This window comes from Pelagibacterium nitratireducens, from assembly GCF_037044555.1.
Classification (GTDB): Bacteria; Pseudomonadota; Alphaproteobacteria; order Rhizobiales; family Devosiaceae; genus Pelagibacterium; species Pelagibacterium nitratireducens.
Map to the genome: position 1 here is coordinate 2,507,932 of NZ_CP146275.1, position 17,356 is coordinate 2,525,287.

General features: G+C 58.8%; 19 protein-coding genes. 6 read left to right on the forward strand and 13 right to left on the reverse strand.

Going from position 1 to position 17,356, the window contains the following annotated elements:
• Positions 1–111: 111 nt before the first annotated feature.
• The 3 genes from gor to rpiA form a co-directional block, all read right to left on the reverse strand.
• Positions 112–1,491, reverse strand: coding sequence for a glutathione-disulfide reductase (gene gor, locus V6617_RS12390; RefSeq protein WP_338607269.1), 1,380 nt, complete (start codon positions 1,489–1,491; stop codon positions 112–114).
• A 112-nt stretch (positions 1,492–1,603) separates the two neighbouring features.
• Entirely contained in the window at positions 1,604–2,167 is a 564-nt protein-coding gene (locus tag V6617_RS12395) for a DUF2059 domain-containing protein (protein WP_338607270.1), read from the reverse strand.
• 28 nt (positions 2,168–2,195) lie between these two features.
• On the reverse strand, positions 2,196–2,861 hold the full coding sequence (rpiA, locus tag V6617_RS12400) for a ribose-5-phosphate isomerase RpiA (protein ID WP_338610714.1): 666 nt from the start codon (positions 2,859–2,861) through the stop codon (positions 2,196–2,198).
• 172 nt (positions 2,862–3,033) lie between these two features.
• Between rpiA and moaA the strand changes: the two genes are divergently transcribed.
• Complete coding sequence (gene moaA / locus V6617_RS12405) at positions 3,034–4,047, forward strand: GTP 3',8-cyclase MoaA (protein ID WP_338607271.1); 1,014 nt, start codon at positions 3,034–3,036, stop codon at positions 4,045–4,047.
• Here the strand turns inward: moaA and V6617_RS12410 are convergent.
• Positions 4,044–4,520, reverse strand: coding sequence for an Lrp/AsnC family transcriptional regulator (locus V6617_RS12410; protein WP_014130061.1), 477 nt, complete (start codon positions 4,518–4,520; stop codon positions 4,044–4,046). The two genes, moaA and V6617_RS12410, sit on opposite strands and share 4 nt — an antisense overlap.
• A 326-nt stretch (positions 4,521–4,846) precedes the next feature.
• Between V6617_RS12410 and V6617_RS12415 the strand changes: the two genes are divergently transcribed.
• Positions 4,847–6,370 (forward strand): HAMP domain-containing sensor histidine kinase, encoded by a 1,524-nt coding sequence (locus V6617_RS12415; RefSeq protein ID WP_338607272.1) that lies wholly within the window; start codon positions 4,847–4,849, stop codon positions 6,368–6,370.
• Here V6617_RS12415 and V6617_RS12420 read toward each other — a convergent pair.
• The gene (locus V6617_RS12420; RefSeq protein ID WP_338607273.1) at positions 6,367–7,050 is read right to left on the reverse strand and encodes a glutathione S-transferase family protein; all 684 of its coding nucleotides are present in this window, start codon (positions 7,048–7,050) and stop codon (positions 6,367–6,369) included. The two genes, V6617_RS12415 and V6617_RS12420, sit on opposite strands and share 4 nt — an antisense overlap.
• Positions 7,051–7,136: 86 nt before the next feature.
• Positions 7,137–8,153: a nicotinate-nucleotide--dimethylbenzimidazole phosphoribosyltransferase gene (gene cobT / locus V6617_RS12425; protein WP_338607274.1), complete on the reverse strand. Its 1,017-nt coding sequence runs from the start codon at positions 8,151–8,153 to the stop codon at positions 7,137–7,139.
• A 64-nt stretch (positions 8,154–8,217) separates the two neighbouring features.
• Between cobT and V6617_RS12430 the strand changes: the two genes are divergently transcribed.
• The gene (locus V6617_RS12430) at positions 8,218–9,045 is read left to right on the forward strand and encodes an adenosylcobinamide-GDP ribazoletransferase (protein ID WP_338607275.1); all 828 of its coding nucleotides are present in this window, start codon (positions 8,218–8,220) and stop codon (positions 9,043–9,045) included.
• 17 nt (positions 9,046–9,062) lie between these two features.
• Entirely contained in the window at positions 9,063–9,749 is a 687-nt protein-coding gene (locus V6617_RS12435; RefSeq protein WP_338607276.1) for a retropepsin-like aspartic protease family protein, read from the forward strand.
• Here V6617_RS12435 and V6617_RS12440 read toward each other — a convergent pair.
• Entirely contained in the window at positions 9,718–10,644 is a 927-nt protein-coding gene (locus tag V6617_RS12440) for a LysR family transcriptional regulator (protein WP_338607277.1), read from the reverse strand. The two genes, V6617_RS12435 and V6617_RS12440, sit on opposite strands and share 32 nt — an antisense overlap.
• 94 nt (positions 10,645–10,738) lie before the next feature.
• On the opposite strand from V6617_RS12440, the gene V6617_RS12445 reads away from it, so the two are divergent.
• Complete coding sequence (locus V6617_RS12445) at positions 10,739–11,362, forward strand: class I SAM-dependent methyltransferase (RefSeq protein WP_338607278.1); 624 nt, start codon at positions 10,739–10,741, stop codon at positions 11,360–11,362.
• A gap of 6 nt (positions 11,363–11,368) precedes the next feature.
• Here V6617_RS12445 and dusA read toward each other — a convergent pair whose 3' ends face one another.
• Entirely contained in the window at positions 11,369–12,325 is a 957-nt protein-coding gene (dusA, locus tag V6617_RS12450) for a tRNA dihydrouridine(20/20a) synthase DusA (protein WP_338610715.1), read from the reverse strand.
• Positions 12,326–12,565: 240 nt separating this feature from the next.
• Here dusA and V6617_RS12455 point away from each other — a divergent pair, with 240 nt between their 5' ends.
• Complete coding sequence (locus V6617_RS12455; RefSeq protein WP_338607279.1) at positions 12,566–12,697, forward strand: hypothetical protein; 132 nt, start codon at positions 12,566–12,568, stop codon at positions 12,695–12,697.
• 287 nt (positions 12,698–12,984) lie between these two features.
• Here V6617_RS12455 and V6617_RS12460 read toward each other — a convergent pair whose 3' ends face one another.
• From V6617_RS12460 to V6617_RS12480, 5 genes are all read right to left on the reverse strand, one after another.
• Positions 12,985–13,644, reverse strand: a complete 660-nt coding sequence (locus V6617_RS12460; RefSeq protein WP_338607280.1) for an XRE family transcriptional regulator — start codon at positions 13,642–13,644, stop codon at positions 12,985–12,987.
• 46 nt (positions 13,645–13,690) lie between these two features.
• Positions 13,691–14,314, reverse strand: coding sequence for a cysteine hydrolase (locus V6617_RS12465; protein ID WP_338607281.1), 624 nt, complete (start codon positions 14,312–14,314; stop codon positions 13,691–13,693).
• A 25-nt stretch (positions 14,315–14,339) separates the two neighbouring features.
• Positions 14,340–15,614: a TRAP transporter large permease gene (locus V6617_RS12470; protein ID WP_338607282.1), complete on the reverse strand. Its 1,275-nt coding sequence runs from the start codon at positions 15,612–15,614 to the stop codon at positions 14,340–14,342.
• Positions 15,614–16,171 (reverse strand): TRAP transporter small permease, encoded by a 558-nt coding sequence (locus V6617_RS12475; RefSeq protein ID WP_338607283.1) that lies wholly within the window; start codon positions 16,169–16,171, stop codon positions 15,614–15,616. Before V6617_RS12475 ends, V6617_RS12470 begins: the two co-directional genes overlap by 1 nt.
• A gap of 63 nt (positions 16,172–16,234) precedes the next feature.
• Complete coding sequence (locus V6617_RS12480; protein WP_338607284.1) at positions 16,235–17,257, reverse strand: TRAP transporter substrate-binding protein; 1,023 nt, start codon at positions 17,255–17,257, stop codon at positions 16,235–16,237.
• Positions 17,258–17,356 lie beyond the last annotated feature (99 nt).

Genomic DNA, 17,356 nt, shown 5'->3' on the forward strand with positions numbered 1-17,356 from the left:
AAAGATGGTTCGCCTCCCCGAGAAGCCGGGAAGGTGCGGCGGTTTACCAACTACAGCCCCTCATGCCAAGTATTCTATGGTCGAACACGGCTGACGCGGACACGCGCAGGTCTATGGGTTGCGCTTTTCGCCATCGACCATGCGATAGCTGGGGGATTTGAAGGTCACCAGCTCTTCGGCCGCCGTGGGGTGTACGGCAATGGCGTGGTTGAAATCGGCCATGGTTCCACCCATCCCGAGCGGGATGGCCACCAGCTGGATCATCTCACCGGCCCCCGGGCCAAGGATGTGACATCCCAAAATCCGGCCACTATCGGTCTCCGTGATCAGCTTGAGCAGCATTTTTTCCTGTCGGTCCGACAGCGTGTTCATCATCGGCCGGAAGCGGGCAATGTAGATATCGATCGAACGGTAGTGCTCGGCGGCATCCTGCTCGCTCATCCCCACGGTGCCGATCTCGGGCTCGGAAAACACCGCGGTGGGGATCAAATGATAGGGCACGGTGGTTGGCGTGTTGTTATAGACCGTCTGGGCGAAAGCAGCGCCCTCGCGGATAGCCACCGGCGTCAGAGCCGCCCGACCGGTAACGTCCCCGACCGCATAGATGGAGGGCACCGAGGAGCGGGAATATTCGTCCACCACGACCGCTCCGGTCTGGTCGAGTTGCACGCCCGCTACCTCAAGGCCGAGGTCGCTCGTATTGGGATGGCGGCCGGTGGCAAACATCACCTTGTCGAAGGTCGCTTCCTCGCCATGCGAGAACGAAACGCATACGCCCTCCCCGTCCTTGCGCAATTGTGAGATATGGTAGCCGTAGCGAATGCGCACACCGCGTTCCCGCAGCGCGTCCTCAAGGCCATCGCGCACGTCATGATCAAAGCCGCGCAGGATCTTATCCCGGCGATAGACCAGCGTGGTGTCGACTCCCAGGCCGGAAAAGATCGTCGCAAACTCCACAGCGATATAGCCGCCCCCTTCGATCAAAATCGTTCTGGGCAGCTTTTCGAGATGGAAGGCTTCATTCGATGTGATGCCCAGGTCGCTGCCTTCGATGTGGGGCTTGAACGGAGCACCGCCGGTGGCGATCAGAATCCGCTCGGCCTCCAGCTCCTCGCCGGTTGATAGCTTAACCGAATTCGGGCCAGTCACCGTGGCGCGAGCCTTGAAGACTTTCACACCAGAACCATCAAGCAGCGTCTCATAGATTTTTTCGAGCCTGCCGATTTCCTTGTCCTTGTTGGCCAGAAGGGTCGGCCAGTCGAACGAGGCATCGACGGTCCAGCCAAAGCTCGGGGCCACGTCGAAAAGATCGCCGAAGCGGGATGCGTAAACAAAAAGCTTTTTTGGAACACAGCCACGGATGACGCAGGTGCCGCCGTAGCGGTATTCCTCGACGATTGCGACCTTGGCTCCCAGCTGCGCGGAAACCCGCGCCGCGCGCACGCCTCCCGAGCCCCCACCGATAACGACCAAATCAAACTTCTCGCTCATGGGGACCCCGCGCCGCTGCTGTGTTTCGAGGAAACGATATAGGCGTCCGTAGCGTACAAAAAAACCCCCGTCCTGTTGGACGGGGGCTAAACCAACCGTGAAGAGCCAGACCTTATTGCGGCGCAGCTTCCTCTTCTTCGGGGGCGGGCGCTTCGACCTCGGGGGCATTGTATCCCTGGTTGCGCAGTTCAGTGCGCACACGCGAGAGGAACTCGTTGCCCGTGTTGCGGCTCCACACACCCAGTGCCAGTTGAAGATCCTCGTTGATGCCCGCATTCTGGCTCAGCAGCTTCTGGCCGACCGGCGTTTCATAAAAGCTCACAATCTCTTCGAGCTCTTCGAGCGAAAAGCGGATGGCATAGATGCGCGCGAACTGATTGTAGAGCGGATCGCGATTAACGAGATAGCCGTCATACACTGTCTGCAGCGCATTGATCAGCGGATCACGCAATGACGGGTCTTCCTGAATCATCAGGCGCATGACCCGCAAGCCCATCTCGACGAGGGTGCGTTCATAGAGCTGCGCGGAATCGGTCATGTCCACATATTCGCGCGCCTTTGCGAGATGCTCGGGTGAAATTTCCTGTTGCGCATGGGCAGGAGCTGCCGCCACCAGTGCGGTGCCGGACAGAATAAGCGCCGCAGCGAGCCGGCGCAGAGTGGGCAGGAAAGTCATTGTGCGTACGGTCCCTTACGAAAACGGGTTATGATTTCACATGCTCGGAGAGCTTGATCGTCCCCCCGGGCGTAGCAAGATAGGCGTCGGAACACAAATCGATGAACAGCCCGTGCTGGACGACACCGGGAATTTCGAGCAGTGCCAAAGAGAGAGCTTTTGCGTCCGAAATACGGCCAAAAGATGCGTCCACGATATAGTGGCCACCATCGGTCACAAAGGTCTCACCGTCGGCTCTTTTCCGCAATGTCTTTCCACCCTGAGCGCCGAACCGGGCCATCACGCCAGCGATCGCCCTTTCGGTCGCGGCAAGGCCGAAAAGATTGACCTCGATCGGCAGGGCGTATGCGCCCAGCGTATCGACGAGCTTGGTTTCATCGGCAATCACGATCATGCGCGCCGAGGCCGCTGCCACGATCTTTTCGCGCAGCAACGCTCCGCCACCGCCCTTGATGAGCTGGAAGTTCCGGTCGATCTCGTCGGCGCCATCAATCGTAACATCAAGACGGTCGATATCGTCGAGCGTGGTCAGAGCAATGTCGAGTCCGCGCGCCTGCGCCGCGGTCACCTCCGATGTCGGCACGCAGATGCACTCAAATCCCTTTGCCACTTCCGCGCCGAGCAGATCGACAAAATGTTTGGCCGTCGAGCCCGTGCCGAGCCCGATCCGCATGCCCGAACGGATTTCGGACATGGCCGCCTGGGCCGCCTTGCGCTTGAGGTCTTCACTCACGTTCTGAAATCTCCCGGTTTTGCCTCTAGAACGGCAGTTCGAGGCGCCTGTCAACGCTACCAAGGTCGATGCAGGTCATATCGGATGCGAAACTCGGGTTTTCGCTCCATGCAATAGGGCCTATATTCTTGCGATGACCAATCACGTACCCCAGCGCCCGCTCGTCGACAGTTTTGGCAGACACGTCACCTATCTCAGAGTTTCGGTGACGGACCGCTGCGATTTTCGCTGCACCTATTGCATGGGCGAAGACATGGTTTTCCTGCCCAAGAGCGAGGTGCTCAGCTTCGAGGAAATCCAGGAGGTTATCGGCGCATTTGTCAGACGCGGTGTTCGCAAGGTCCGACTGACGGGCGGAGAGCCGTTGGTTCGCCGTGACATTATCAAACTCATCGAAGCGCTTTCGGAAAGCCATCTGGCGCAAGGCGAACTCGACGAGTTGACGCTAACGACCAATGGCAGCCAGCTCGCACAGCATGCCGGGCGCCTGGCGGAGTTGGGCATTCGCCGGGTCAATGTCTCGCTCGATACGCTTGATGGCGAAAAGTTTGCGGCGATAACCCGGCGCGGACGCTTGCCCCAGGTTCTTGACGGCATCTATGCGGCGCGTGATGCGGGCCTGTCGGTCAAGCTCAACATGGTGGCGATCAAGAGCGTCAACGAAGACGAAATCCTGCCCATGCTCGAGTGGGCCCATTCCGAAGGGTTCGAATTGACCCTGATCGAAGAAATGCCGCTCGGCGATGTTGCCTTCGAGCGTGCCGACACTCACCTGTCGCTGCGCACGGTTCGCGACAGACTTGCCGAGCGCTTCACGCTCACGCCTATTGCCAAGCGCACCGGCGGACCGGCCCGCTACATGCGGGTGGAGCAGACCGGCGGCACCATAGGGTTCATTACTCCGCTGAGCCACAATTTCTGCGAAAGCTGCAATCGGGTGCGACTGACCTGCACCGGGCAACTTTACATGTGCCTTGGACAGGACGATCGGGTCGATCTGCGCGCGGCGCTGCGCGAGGGCGGCCCGGACGGGCTCGATGCCGCGCTTGATCGCGCGATGATCCTCAAGCCCAAAGGCCATGACTTCGTGATCGAGCGCCGCTCTGCCCCGGCCGTCGGCCGGCACATGTCGGTGACGGGCGGCTAGTCCCCCACGACCGCGAACTCGAGCGGCAGGGCCGTCGTATATTTGATCTGCTCCATGGCAAAAGACGAGCTGACGTCGGACAGCGCGATTTTGGAGATCAGCTTTTTATAAAAGATGTCATAGGCCTGAATGGACGGTACGACCACGCGCAGCAGATAATCGACGTCCCCGCTCATGCGGTAGAACTCGACGACTTCGGTAAAATCCTCGACGACGGCGGCAAACTTGCGCAACCACGCATCGTTGTGCTCGTTTGTCTTGACGGCCACAAACACTGTTACGCCCGCGTTGACCTTTTCGGGATCGAGCACGGCGACGCGGCGCTTGATGACCCCTTCTTCCTCCATTTTCTGGATGCGGCGCCAGCATGGTGTGGTGGACAAACCGACCTTTCGGCCGATTTCCGCCACTGGCATCGTGGCATCCTTTTGCAAAAGCTGGAGAATTTTGCGGTCGAGTTTGTCGAGCGCCATGAAAGCCCCTGAAATAGTATTCTTATAATCAACGAAAATTTCCAGCATTCTGGAAAATCGTCCGCCTCAGCGCGACATTTGACGTGCCGGCATTGCCCATGTCAAGGCAAACAACCCCCGGGGCTCAGCCATCGGCCCGTCCGTCCTCATACCCTCGAACCGGCCAGTCAGCGGGGCTCCGGTCAACTATGGTGAAAATTGCGTCTAACTGGGTGGTGCAGTTCAACGTCCTGTTAACCACGCGTAGCTTAGCGTTGAGTCTCGCGTACAGGTTAGTCCGGTTTATGCTGACCTGATGAGTAGTTGAGTAGCGTAACGAGAGTTCGATGGCGTCCAGCCAGCCTAACCGTGCAACCGAAGCGCCGCGTCGGGGAGAATCGCGCCGTACGGTTCAGCGTGCCGTCCTCGATGCACGCCAGAAGTTGACCTCAAGTTCAGGCACGCGGGCCACTTTCGATTATGAGTTGCTGGCCGAATATGCCAACGCCCGGCTAACGAGCCTCCTTCCCACACTGGTGCTGTTGAGCATCCTCTCGCTCGCCGCAATCTTGTGGATCGATCCGATCATCGCCGCGCTCTGGGCCAGCGTCGTCGGCGTTGCCAATCTCGGTATCGCCATGATCTGCCGGCGGTTCCGAAAGCAAGGCTCGTCCAAGTTCAATCCCCGCCGTTGGACGCAGACCTTCATCATCGCCGAAACGATCACCGGTCTGTCCTGGGCCACGCTGCCGGTCCTCACCATCAGCGGCGGCGGGCAGGATATCCAGATCATCATCTTTGCCATGCTGCTGGTCGGAGTCGCTGCAAACGCCGTTGCAACGCGCACCCTGCCCAGCGCCACCCTGGTGACCACGTTCCCCGGAACCGTGAGTGTGGCCGCCATGCTCATCTGGAGCGGCGGCACGCTCAATTATGCGATGTCGGTTGTTGCCATCGGGGCGTTCTTCTTTTTTCTGTTTCTCACCCGCCAGCTCTACAAGTCCGAAATCGGCAATCTTGAACATCAATGGGAAAAAGATGCTCTGATCCTCGAGCTTGAGGAAGCGCGCACGATGTCGGATGAAGCCCGTCGGCATGCCGAGCAGGCCAATATTGCCAAGTCGCGCTTCCTTGCCACCATGAGCCACGAGTTGCGCACGCCGCTCAACGCCATCATCGGATTTTCCGAGGTGCTGAAATCGGAACTGCTGGGAGCTCACGCAGTGCCCCAATACAAGGAGTATGCCGGCGATATTCACGCCAGCGGGCAGCATCTTTTGACCCTCATCAACGAATTGCTCGACCTGTCGCGGATTGAAGCGGGGAAATACGAGCTCAACGAAGAGGGCATCTCGCTTGCCGATATTTCCGACGATTGCCGCCGCATGCTCGAAATCCGGGCCCGTTCCAAGAATGTCGATCTTCAGTTCGAGGCTGGCGATTCGCTGCCTAAGATCTGGGGCGACGAGCGCGCCGTGCGTCAGGTGGTCCTCAACCTTCTCTCGAACGCCATCAAGTTCACTCCACAATCGGGTAAGATCGTTCTGACCGTGGGGCGGTCGACAGATGGCGGGCAATTCATCTCCGTGGTCGACAACGGCCCCGGAATTCCCGAAGAGGAAATCGAAACCGTCTTGTCGTCTTTCGGTCAGGGATCGCTGGCGCAAAAGACCGCCGAGCAAGGGGCCGGCCTCGGTTTGCCCATCGTCCAGAAGATCATGGACCTTCATCAGGGACGGTTCGATCTGTTCTCCAAGCTGCGCTTCGGCACCGAAGTGATCGCCACCTTCCCCCGAGCCCGCGTCATGGAAGGCATCGCGCCTGTGGTCGAGCAGCGCAACAGGCTTGAGATCTACTCGGAAGCTTCCTAGACCGCCCGCAAGTCCTCGATCAGAGCACCGGCCAGGCCGATTTCGGCGTCGTGAGGTTCATCGCGGATTGTCTCGGCCAGCCCTGCTTCATACCATTCCTTCATTGCGGGCAACTCCAGAAGTCGTTCGCAATAGGCCAGCGACGTATCGCTGAGCTTGAGATCATAGGTCTGGACGCGGAAAGCGACCGGGCAAAAGAACGCATCGACCGCTGTAAATGTCTCGCCAGCGAGAAACGGTCCGCCGAAACGTGAAAGGCCCTCGCTCCAGAGTTCGTCCATCCGGTCGAGATTGGTCTGCAGCGCACCGTTGATCTCGTGCATGCGCACCCTGACACCCACATTCATCCCGCATATATTGCGTAGGGTGGCAAAGCCCGAATGCATCTCGGCCGCTGCCGAGCGCGCCCACGCGCGCGCCGCCCGATCCCCCGGCCAAACCTGGGAATAATCTTCGGCGACATATTCGGTGATCGCCAGCGAATCCCAGACCGTCAAATCACCATCCACGAGGCACGGCACGAGACCGGTCGGGGAAAATTTGCGGAATTCCTCATAGCTGGAGGCCTGGAGAAAGGGCACGAAGCGCTCATCGAAATCGATCCCGAGCGTTTTGAGCAGAACCCAGGGCCGCAGCGACCAGGAGGAATAATTCTTGTTGGCTATATAAAGCGCGTACATGGCATTTCTCCGTCAGAATGGCCATCACTTATCGGGTTACGCACCAGCACAAAAAGCACCAGTCGAAGAGGATTTCGCAGTTCCGCTCAGCTCAGTTTTTCGTCTACGGCGGCCTCAGCAAAGGTTGCCATGTTCTTGTGCACATGCAGGGCCGTCTTGCACAGAACGGCGGCCAACGCGGCACCGCTCCCCTCCCCCAACCGCATACCCAGGCCGAGCAGCGGCTTTGCGCCCATCTTTTCGAGTGCCCGTGCATGACCGCCTTCGGCCGAAACGTGACCGAAAAGGCAGTGATCGATCGAAGCGGGATTGACAGCGTGGGCAATGGCAGCAGCGGCTGTGGCCACAAAACCATCGACGATCAATGGCACCTTCTGATGGCGGGTGGCGATGATGGCCCCAACCATGGCGGCGATTTCTCGTCCGCCCAGATTGGCGAGAATCTCAAAGGGGGTATTGAGGCGCCCCGCATGGCGGGCCAGCGCCCGGTCGACGGCATCGGCCTTGCGCTTGAGGCCCGCATCGTCAACGCCGGTGCCACGTCCGACCCAGTCGGCGCCCGCGCCGCCATAAAGGGCCGCATAGATTGCTGCAGCGACGGTGGTGTTTCCGATTCCCATTTCCCCGATGCACAGAAGATCGACCTCACCCGCAATGGCTTCCATGCCGTAGGCAATGGTCGCAGCACAGGTGCGCTCGTCCATGGCGGGCACAACCGTGATATCCCCGGTCGGCACGTCCAGCGCCAACTCGAACACCCGCAGATTGATTTCATGGAGGGCGCAAATCTGCGAAATCGCCGCCCCGCCCTTGGTGAAATTGTTGACCATCTGCTTTGTCACATCGCGCGGGAATGTCGATACGCCCTGCTCTGTCACTCCGTGATTGGCAGCAAAAATCGCAACCATGGGATCTTCAAACGTAGGCTCGGGTTTGCCCTGCCAGCGGGCCAAATGCTCAACCAGAAATTCCATCTCGCCGAGCGATCCGGCGGGTTTGGTCAATTGCGCGTCGCGTGCCCGTACCGCCGCGACCGCCGCCTCGTCGCCGTCCGGGCCAAGCATCAGGAGATCATGGAAATCGGTGAAGGCTTGGGCAGACATGGTCGCTCCCGGATTCGGATGATATGAGGGTGCTCCTTTTGGGACGAAAAGAGGAAAAACGCAATTGAGTGATGCCGACAACAGAGGTGGCTCTTCGAACGACGAGTCTTCTCGTCATGGCGCTGATCTGACCTCCGATCTGGTCATGGCGTTGCGCTTTTTTTCACGCCTGCCGACCGGCACGCGTTTACACACCGTGCCCAATCTCGATCGCATTGCACGCATCTTGCCCCTCGCCAGTCTTCTGATCGGGCTTGGCCCTGCCTGCGTGCTGCTGCTCGGCGTTGCGGGCGGTATTTCACCCCTTTTTGCGGCAATTGCCGCCGCCGCCTGCTCGGCCATCGTGACGGGCGCCATGAGTGAGGACGCGGCAGCCGATGCAGCCGACGGGCTGTTTGGTGGCAGCACGGCCGAGCGCCGGCTGGAAATCCTTAAAGACAGTCGCCACGGCACTTATGGCGTGCTGACCATTGTGTTTATCGTCGGCCTCAAGGCTGCAGCGCTTTCGGCGCTCGCCGTTCATGGCGGCCTTGCCGTCGCAGCCCTATGGCTGGCCGCAGGGCTGCTCGCCCGGTCTGGCGGGCTTTATGTCGCGATGGCCCTGCCGCCCGCCCGCACCGCGGGTGCTTCAGCTTCGGCGGGCCGGCTTTCGCGGAACGCTTTCGGTCTAGGGCTCGTTGTTGCTTTCGTCGTTGCTCTCGTACTGGCGGTTCCATTCGTATCCCCTCTGGGCCTTTTGGTCGCAGGTGTTATTGCTGCGGTCGTTGCCCTTGGGTGGACACGGCTTTGTGACCGGCTGGTCGGCGGCCAGACAGGCGATCTTATCGGTGCTTTGCAGGCGCTGCTTGAAATTGCCCTATTGGCAGCCTTTATGACTATGATCGCCGGTTGAACCCATTTGGACGGTCCATGCTCTTTGTTGCTTTCGCCATTCTGATCGTGGTCGGCCTTGCGGTCGCCATCAGCGCCGACGCTGGTGCGGTTTTCGGACTGACGCAGACCCAGACGGCGAGTGCGATACCGCTCGTTGTGATCGGAACGCTTGTTGCCAGCGCGGTGGTGGGACGCCGACACAAGCTCGGCGAAATCCTTTCAGGGTTCGTCATCTGGATCGCAATCGGCGGGATTCTGGTGCTCGGTTATACCTATCGCGGTGATATCGAGCGGATGGGTCAGCGGGTTTTCGGCGCCCTGCAGCCGGGTGCCGCCATCGTCGACCCGCAGACGGGAAACGTCCATATTTCCCGCTCGTTCGGCGGCAGCTTCAGCATCGATACCACCATCAATGGCACCGAGGTGCCCATGATCTTCGATACCGGTGCCAGCGCCGTCGTCCTTTCCCATGCCGATGCGGTTTCTGCCGGCATCGATACGAAAAGTCTGCGCTATACCATTCCCGTTCAGACCGCTAACGGCACCGGCACCGCAGCATCGATCCGGATCGATCAGATCGAAGTGGGCAACATTGTCCGGCGCAATATCCGCGCCTTTGTGGTCGAGGACAACGCGCTCGAGACCTCACTTTTGGGCATGACGTTCCTGGAAACCCTGTCGCGTTACACGGTCAGTCAGGATTCGCTGGAGTTGCACGATTAGCTTCGGCGCCCAACCCGAATGCTTCGGCCAGTACATCAAATACGATGCGGATGCGTGGGCTGGTACGCAATTCCCGATGCACGGTGAGCCATACCGGTGCCCGCAAAGGCTCCATGTCGGGAAGAACGCGCTCAAGATCGGAGAACTGGTCGGCAGCGTCTTTAAATGTCAGCCCGACCCCCAATCCGCGCCGGATCAACTCCAATCCCACGAGTGAGCTGACGCATAGCCAGCGAAAATTGCCGCGGGTAACCGGTATGCCGCGCTTGTTAAGCTCCTGATCGACCGAATCGTCGGGCGCATAACCGATAAACGGCGCTTCCGCGAGGTCGCCGGCTTGGGCCGGGCGTCCAAATTTTTCGATAAACGATGTCGCAGCATAGAGCGCAAGTTCAGTGTCGCGGCATCGGCGCGCGATGAGATCGTCATGGTCGGGCTGAACGTGCCGAATTGCAATGTCGGCCTCGCGGCGCATCAGGTCGTCGACCGAATTGGAGGCAATGATTTCAACCTCGATTCCCGGTGCGATCGAATAGAGTTTCTGCAGAATGGGCGGCAGAACATGGGCGGCCAGGATGTCGACCGCGGTGATCCGCACACGCCCTTCCAGAACCTGGGATTGCGAGGACGCCGTTATCGCCAACCGATCGGCCGCAGCGCCCATGGCCCGCGCATGCTCTGCCAAGTGTCGCCCCGCTTCGCTCAGTGTGAGCCGTCGCCCCACCCGCTCGAACAAAAGCAATCCCAGATCGGCTTCAAGAGCGGCTATCTGCCGGCTCAGGGTGGGCTGTGTCAGCCCCAGATCCCGGGCCGCAGCCGACAGCGATCCCGCCTCGATGGTTGCGAGGAAGGCCCGCATCTGATTCCAGTCAAGGCCCGATAGCGTTGCGCTCATGCAGGAATGTATAACACTCGTGCAAAATTGGGCAATTTCTCTATGAGCATGACTGAAGTAATCTGTTCAACGTCAAACCGGCTCGAGGGGCACCATGGCTGCGACAAGCAGGTTCTGGGACAGGACCGCAGACAAATACGCGCGTCTGCCGATCACCCATGTAGAGGACTACGAAACCAAGCTTCGGGTCACTCAAGACTATTTGCGCCCCGATATGGAACTGCTCGAATTCGGCTGTGGCACGGGTGGCACCGCTATACGGCATGCACCCTTCGTGGCCCACATACGGGCGATCGATTTTTCCGAGCGCATGCTCGAAAAGGCCCGGCAGCGTGCCAACGAAGCGGGTGTCGAGAACATCACTTTCGAGCGTGCCGATATCACCACTCTGGCTATCCCCGACCGGCCCTATGACATGGTACTCGGCCTTAGTATTCTGCATCTGCTCAAAGACCCCGATGCGGTTATCGCCAAGGTTTACCGCATGCTGGCGCCGGGGGGATATTTCGTCTCCAGCACGGCGTGCCTAGGCGACAATATGGGATATTTCAAGATGTTGGCCCCAATCGGCCGTGCGACGGGCCTGCTTCCGATCCTCAAGGTCATGAGCACCGAAGAGGTCATCGCCAGGATCAGGCTGCCCGGTTTTGAAATCGCCCATCGCTGGAAGCCTGGCAAGGACCGGGCGTTGTTCGTTGTGGCGCGCAAGCCGGCGTGATCGGGCTCACGCGACGCGAACGCCGGCGGACCGATCAATCTGGGCGAATGCCGCAGCAATCACTTCTGGCCCTGCCCCAGGCTTGCAAGCCTCGACACTCAGAATCTGCCGGAAACGACGGGCGCCGGGAAGACCATTGGCCAGCCCGAGCATGTGGCGGGTGATCTGGTTGAGGCGTGTGCCTTTGCCCAGATCGATTTCCGCATAAGCAGTCATGGCCGTCTCGATATCGTCGAGCGTCGCTGGAGCTCGCTTCTCGCCGAATATTTTTGCGTCGGTGACGCCCAAAATCATTGGATCATGATATGCGGCGCGGCCGAGCATCACGCCGTCGGTGTGCCGAAGGTGAGTTTCGCACTCATCGAGCGACTTGATGCCGCCATTTATCATGACCGGAAAATCGCCCAAGCGCTGTTTCAGTCGATACACGCGATCATAATTGAGGGGCGGTATATCCCTGTTCTCTTTGGGCGAAAGTCCCTTGAGCCAAGCTTTGCGGGCATGGACGTAAAGCGCCTCAATGCCCGTCGGAAGCACGGCATCGGCAAAACGGTCGAGGTCTGCCTCGATGTCCTGATCGTCAATTCCGATGCGGCATTTTACCGTAATCGGGGTATCGGTCACATCCGCCATGGCCACCAGACACTGGGCCACCAACCCAGGAACGCCCATTAGACAGGCGCCAAATTGTCCCGATTGCACCCGGTCGGACGGACAGCCGACATTGAGGTTGATTTCGTCATACCCGAACCGGTCGCAAATCCTGACGGCCTGGGCCAGCTCAATCGGATCGGACCCACCAAGCTGAACCGCAACCGGGTGTTCGCTGTCATTATACCCAAGCAACCGTTCAGCATCCCCATGCACCAGAGCCGCGCTGGTCACCATTTCCGTGAACAACAGCGCGCGGGAGGTCAACTGCCGGTGAAGATACCGGCAGTGACGATCCGTCCAGTCCATCATCGGTGCAATGGAGAATTTTCGATGTTTTTCAATCACGTAAAGATATTTCCTAAATCACACCGAGATTGGACCGACTGACATTGCAGGCTTCGGTGATATATATGCCTTTCTCCACCCGATTTTTCAAAGTGTTACCACCTCAATGTCGCTAGACACAGCCTTTCTGCTTATGGCTCAGTACAACGGCAAAACCCTCATTCCGCTCGTAAGCCTGAATCAAGTGAGATTGGCATCCCCCTGGTGCGAATTGAAAGGACTCAGAAGTGCGCCAAGGGCATTCATCTTAATGACTTGGCCCCACACCTCGGCAAACGGCGTGACATCGCACTGTCCGAGTTGCGCGCTTTCCGCCGGAACACTTCACAGGAATAGAAAACGTATAAGCTCAGGGGACAGCTTCGCGCCCTCATTCCGGTCGTCCGGCGCCCCATTCTTGCAATTCGAGTGGGAGGCGCCCTTTCGAGCCAGAGATGCGGCTTTGGCAAAGGCGGCACAAGGTTGCGCTGCGCCGGCGGGAATCTTAGGAGCTCTCCGATCGCGTCAGGCAATGCATGCCATTGGCCTATTGGCAGCACGTCTTACAACTCGGTGGCCGCGTGCTCATAGAGAAGGGCGGCTTGCCAGGCGGCGCCCAGGGAGTAAGTGGCGCGTGCGGTCGATCAGAAGGTTGGCGGCGTGTTCACCCAGACAACCCGCGTAACACTTTCGCCGGGGTTCCGATATGAATGCGGTAGGTTGGACCGGAAGAAAAACGAGTCTCCAGCCTCCGCGATGTAAGACTGACCGCCGACTGTGAGTTCAAGTTGGCCCTCGATAATGTAGCCGAGTTCCTCGCCCTCGTGCTTCAAGCCATCTTCGCTGCCGCCACCGGGTTCGATAATGTGGACATTGCCTTGCAGCAAATACCCCGACGAATAAGGCACGAGGCGTTCGAGCAGGATACCGGTTCCGCGCCGGACCTGATCGGTTTCAATGACAGGGCGATCATTTGCTTTGGTTATGACGCCGAACTCTTCGTCCCCCGAAAACAGCTCAGCCAGATTGCTGCCCAAAGCGGCGCCGATCTTGTGCAACATGGTCAGGGAGGGATTTGCCTTCTCACCTTCGATTTTCGACAGCGTGCTGACCGAGCATCCGACCTTAAGCGCGAGTTCCTTTAGGCTCAGCTCTCGCAGCAGTCTCGCGTGCCGGATTTTCGCGCCAATGCGGGTCTTGTCGGTGATGGCCAGTTCTGCTTCCGGTTCATTCGAAACATCGGACTTGGCTCTGGAAAGGGTAACAGGTGCCGAACCCAATGCGGGGCGCCTTTGGCGTGTCATCTGGCCATTCCCTTACCTGATCTGAACGCGAAATTGTTCCGCAGAATTACCGGATGTTTGCAAGTGCCTGATCGGCAGACATGGTCCATCCGAAAGCTGTCCGGATACAGCTGAGGGCTGCTTCATGCAAGCTTTCACCGTCCATGGTATCCACGCAGTCCTCAATAGCGATCGCCGCAAAATCTCGCACGCATGCGGAAACGGCGGTCGCCAGCACGCAGCTATTGGTGTTCACGCCGGTGATCAGAAGCGTGTTTATCCCATTGCGTGTCAGACAAAATTCCAGTTCGGAGCCGATAAAGCAATCATAGCGGCGCTTGGAGTCGATGACCCAGTCGCGATCGTCGAGGAGCTCGGGCATGACCTGGACACCCGGCAGGCCGGCCAGATTGTGCTTGAGCACGTTCTTACGCGTCGCCGTTGGATCTTCGGCGCGGGTCCGCCAGAACGGATTGGTGCGGATTTCTTCGACCGAACGATACATGGTCAGCAAATGGATGACCGGAATATTGGCCGCCCGTGCGTTGTCGAAAAAGATCCTGTTTGCCTCGATGATGGGACCGCACCGCTCGGTCGCGAGCGGCATGGTGGCAACTTCGGGGTCCAGATGGCCACGGTGCAAGTCAATGGCCACAACAGCAGGGCGAATTTCGTCGACGCCAAAATTCATGCTCAAAACTCCAGTCTGGTTCAAGTCAGCGGGCCAGTTCGGGCAGCCACATGATCAATTGAGGAAAATAGGTGATTGCCAACAGCGAGACGATTGCGACGCCGATAAACGGCAGCACCGCTCGCATGATCTCGGCATAGCTGATTTTGAACGTGCTCATGCCGATGAAGATGTTGAGGCCAAAGGGAGGTGTGATCATGCCGATGGCCAGGTTGAAAACGATGATGGCGCCCAGATGAACTGAATCGACGCCTACAGCCATTGCGGCGGGTGCAATCAGCGGGCTGATGACAATCACTGCCGAATTGGGATCAATGAACATCCCGATAATCAGAACCAGGACATTGATCGCGGCGAGGACGACGACGCCCGGCACCTCGCTCATCATGGCGGCAAGCATCGCGGGAACACGTTCCAGTGTCATGAACCATGTCATTGTCGACCCTGCGGCGATCAGGATAAGCAGGGTAGCAATCGTGATGGATGATCCCTGGCTCAGTCGGAAGAGCTCCCTAAGCTTCAGTCGCCGGAAAACCAGCGTTTCCACAATTGCGGCATACACGCATGCGGCAGCGGCGGCTTCTGTTGGTGTAAAAATGCCACCATATATGCCGCCGAAGATCAGGATCGGCAGCCCCATCGGGATCAAGCCGCGCTGGAGCGCCCGCAATTGCTGACGGAAGGGCATGCGTTCCTGCCGCCCGAGCTTGTGGCGCACAGCATAGATCACGCAATAAGCCGACAGGCCGATAACAAAAATGAGGCCCGTGCCCAGGCCCGCGAGAAACACCTGTGAAACGGATACGGAAACCTGCACCGAATAAAGGATCATCGCCACGCTGGGCGGGATCAGCATCGAAAGCGTGGATGCCGTCAAAATAAGGCCGACGGAAAAGCTGCGGCTATACCCATGGCGCAGCAGGGAGGGATAGACGATCGGTCCAATAGACACCACCGCCGCAGCGCCGATGCCCGAGATGGCACCAAACATTGCACAGGTGAGCACGGTGGCAATGGCAAGGCCGCCGGTAATATGGCCCACAAGACTTTCCATGAGCCGGACAAGACGTTCGCCGATTTCACCGCGCGAGATGATGTCGGCGGCGTAGACAAAAAGCGGGACGGCGAGAATGGAAAAAACGTTCACGCCTTCTACGAGCCGCTGCGCCAGAACCACGGGTGGCATCGCTGGACCAAAAAACTCGAAGCCGACCACGGTGCCTGCAAGCAGCGCAAGAAAAATGGGTGCTGAGGCCAACAGCAATGCGATGGCGCTCAGAATCAGGACGCTCGACGCCATTACAACTTTCCTTCAGGAGCAGCTTTAACCGCTGCCGCTTCGACTTCGGGGAGCGAGAAATCGGAAACCTTGGGTTGGGCGAGGCCAGTGATCGTGGCAAGCAATGTCTGCAGGAAGGCGACGCACATCAGCCCCATGCCCACCGGAATTGAGAGATAAAACCAGCCGCGCGCGAGCGGCACGCTGCTCATGCGTTGACCGGACGAGAAAATTCGAACGGTAAGCTCATAGCCGAGCACGAAAAAATACGCTGTAATGAGGATGCCCAGACAGCAGATCACCATGACGAGGATTTTCCGGGTCGCTGGTTTCAGCATGATTGCGAGCACATCGATGGCGATGTGGGCTTGCGTTCTGACGAGCAGATACGACCCAAGAAACGTCATCCAGACCATGAGACACCGCGCGAGTTCCTCGCCGCCAACGATCGCAATGCCAGCAAAATAGCGGGCCATGGCATTGACGAAGAGGATCAGTGTTATGGCGACGAGCATAAGCCCGAGCATCCAGGCCGTAAGCTTGTCGGTCAGTCTCAGTGGAAATTCGAGCCAGCGCATCAGGGGTCTCCGACATTGGCAGAAAGGGAAGGTGGCGGGACGAGCCGCCACCTTGTGCCTTTACTATTCGCCAGAGGCGATGGCAGCTTCAACCGATTCGAGAACCTGCTGACCGTTGTCTCCATTCTGCGACAGGAAGAGCTCACGGACGGGCGGAAGCGTAGCTTCTTTGAGGGCTTCAAGCTGCGCGTCGGTCAGCTCGATGATTTCCACGCCCTGATCTGCGAAGGCCGTCATTGCCTCGTCTTCAATCCGCAGCGTTTCGTCGATGACCACCTGCTGCCCTTCGCTGACAGCAGTGCTCAACTCATCCTGACATTCCGGCGTCAATCCATCCCACCAGGCTGACGAGACCATGAAAATCTGATCGAGATTGCCATGGTTGGTCATCATCAGGTGTGATTGAACTTCCTGGAAGCGCATCGAGTAGGTTGTCGGCACGGGGTTTTCCTGAGCGTCAATGGCGCCCGACTGCAGTGCCGAATAGGTTTCCGCAAAAGGCATGTCGACAGGTGTCAGGCCGAGCGCTTCCTGCTGCTCGATCAGCACCGCAGAAGGCATCACGCGCGCCCGCAGCCCTGCGTAATCGGCAGGCTCGACCAGGGCCGAATTTGCAGTCCATTGCTTGTATCCGGTGTGCCAGACAGCCATCGAATACACGCCTTGCTCATTGGTGGAGTCGAGCAACCCGCGAAGAGCGTCTGAATTGTGCAGCGCAACGAGCTGGTCGAGATCGGTGGGCCAGAAATAGGGGAAATCAAACAAGCCCATGAGTGGCTGAAAGCCAACGAGGAACGAGGCGGGAAGCACGACCGCTTCGATCGAGCCGATCTGCATGCCTTCAATCAGGTCAGTCGTCTGCCCCAGCTGGCCCGCCGGGTAGACATTGGCTTCAACCGAGCATGTTTCCGAGCCGTTCATGGCGTCGGCAACGTGACGAGCGGCGGTATCGCGGGGGTCACCCTGCGGCACCACGTGGGCAATCTTGAGGGTGAAATCTTGCGCAGCAGCCGGCAGGGCGGCTCCGGCCAGACTGGCGGCAATCGAAACGCCGCATAGCGCACGCACCATCAGGGACGTTTTCATATCTTGTTTCCTTCACTTTGATTGGGGCCCCGGGCTTGAAGCCCGAGGCACTGGACTGTTTACTCAACTGCCCCGTTGACCGAGGTTCTTTCGAATTAA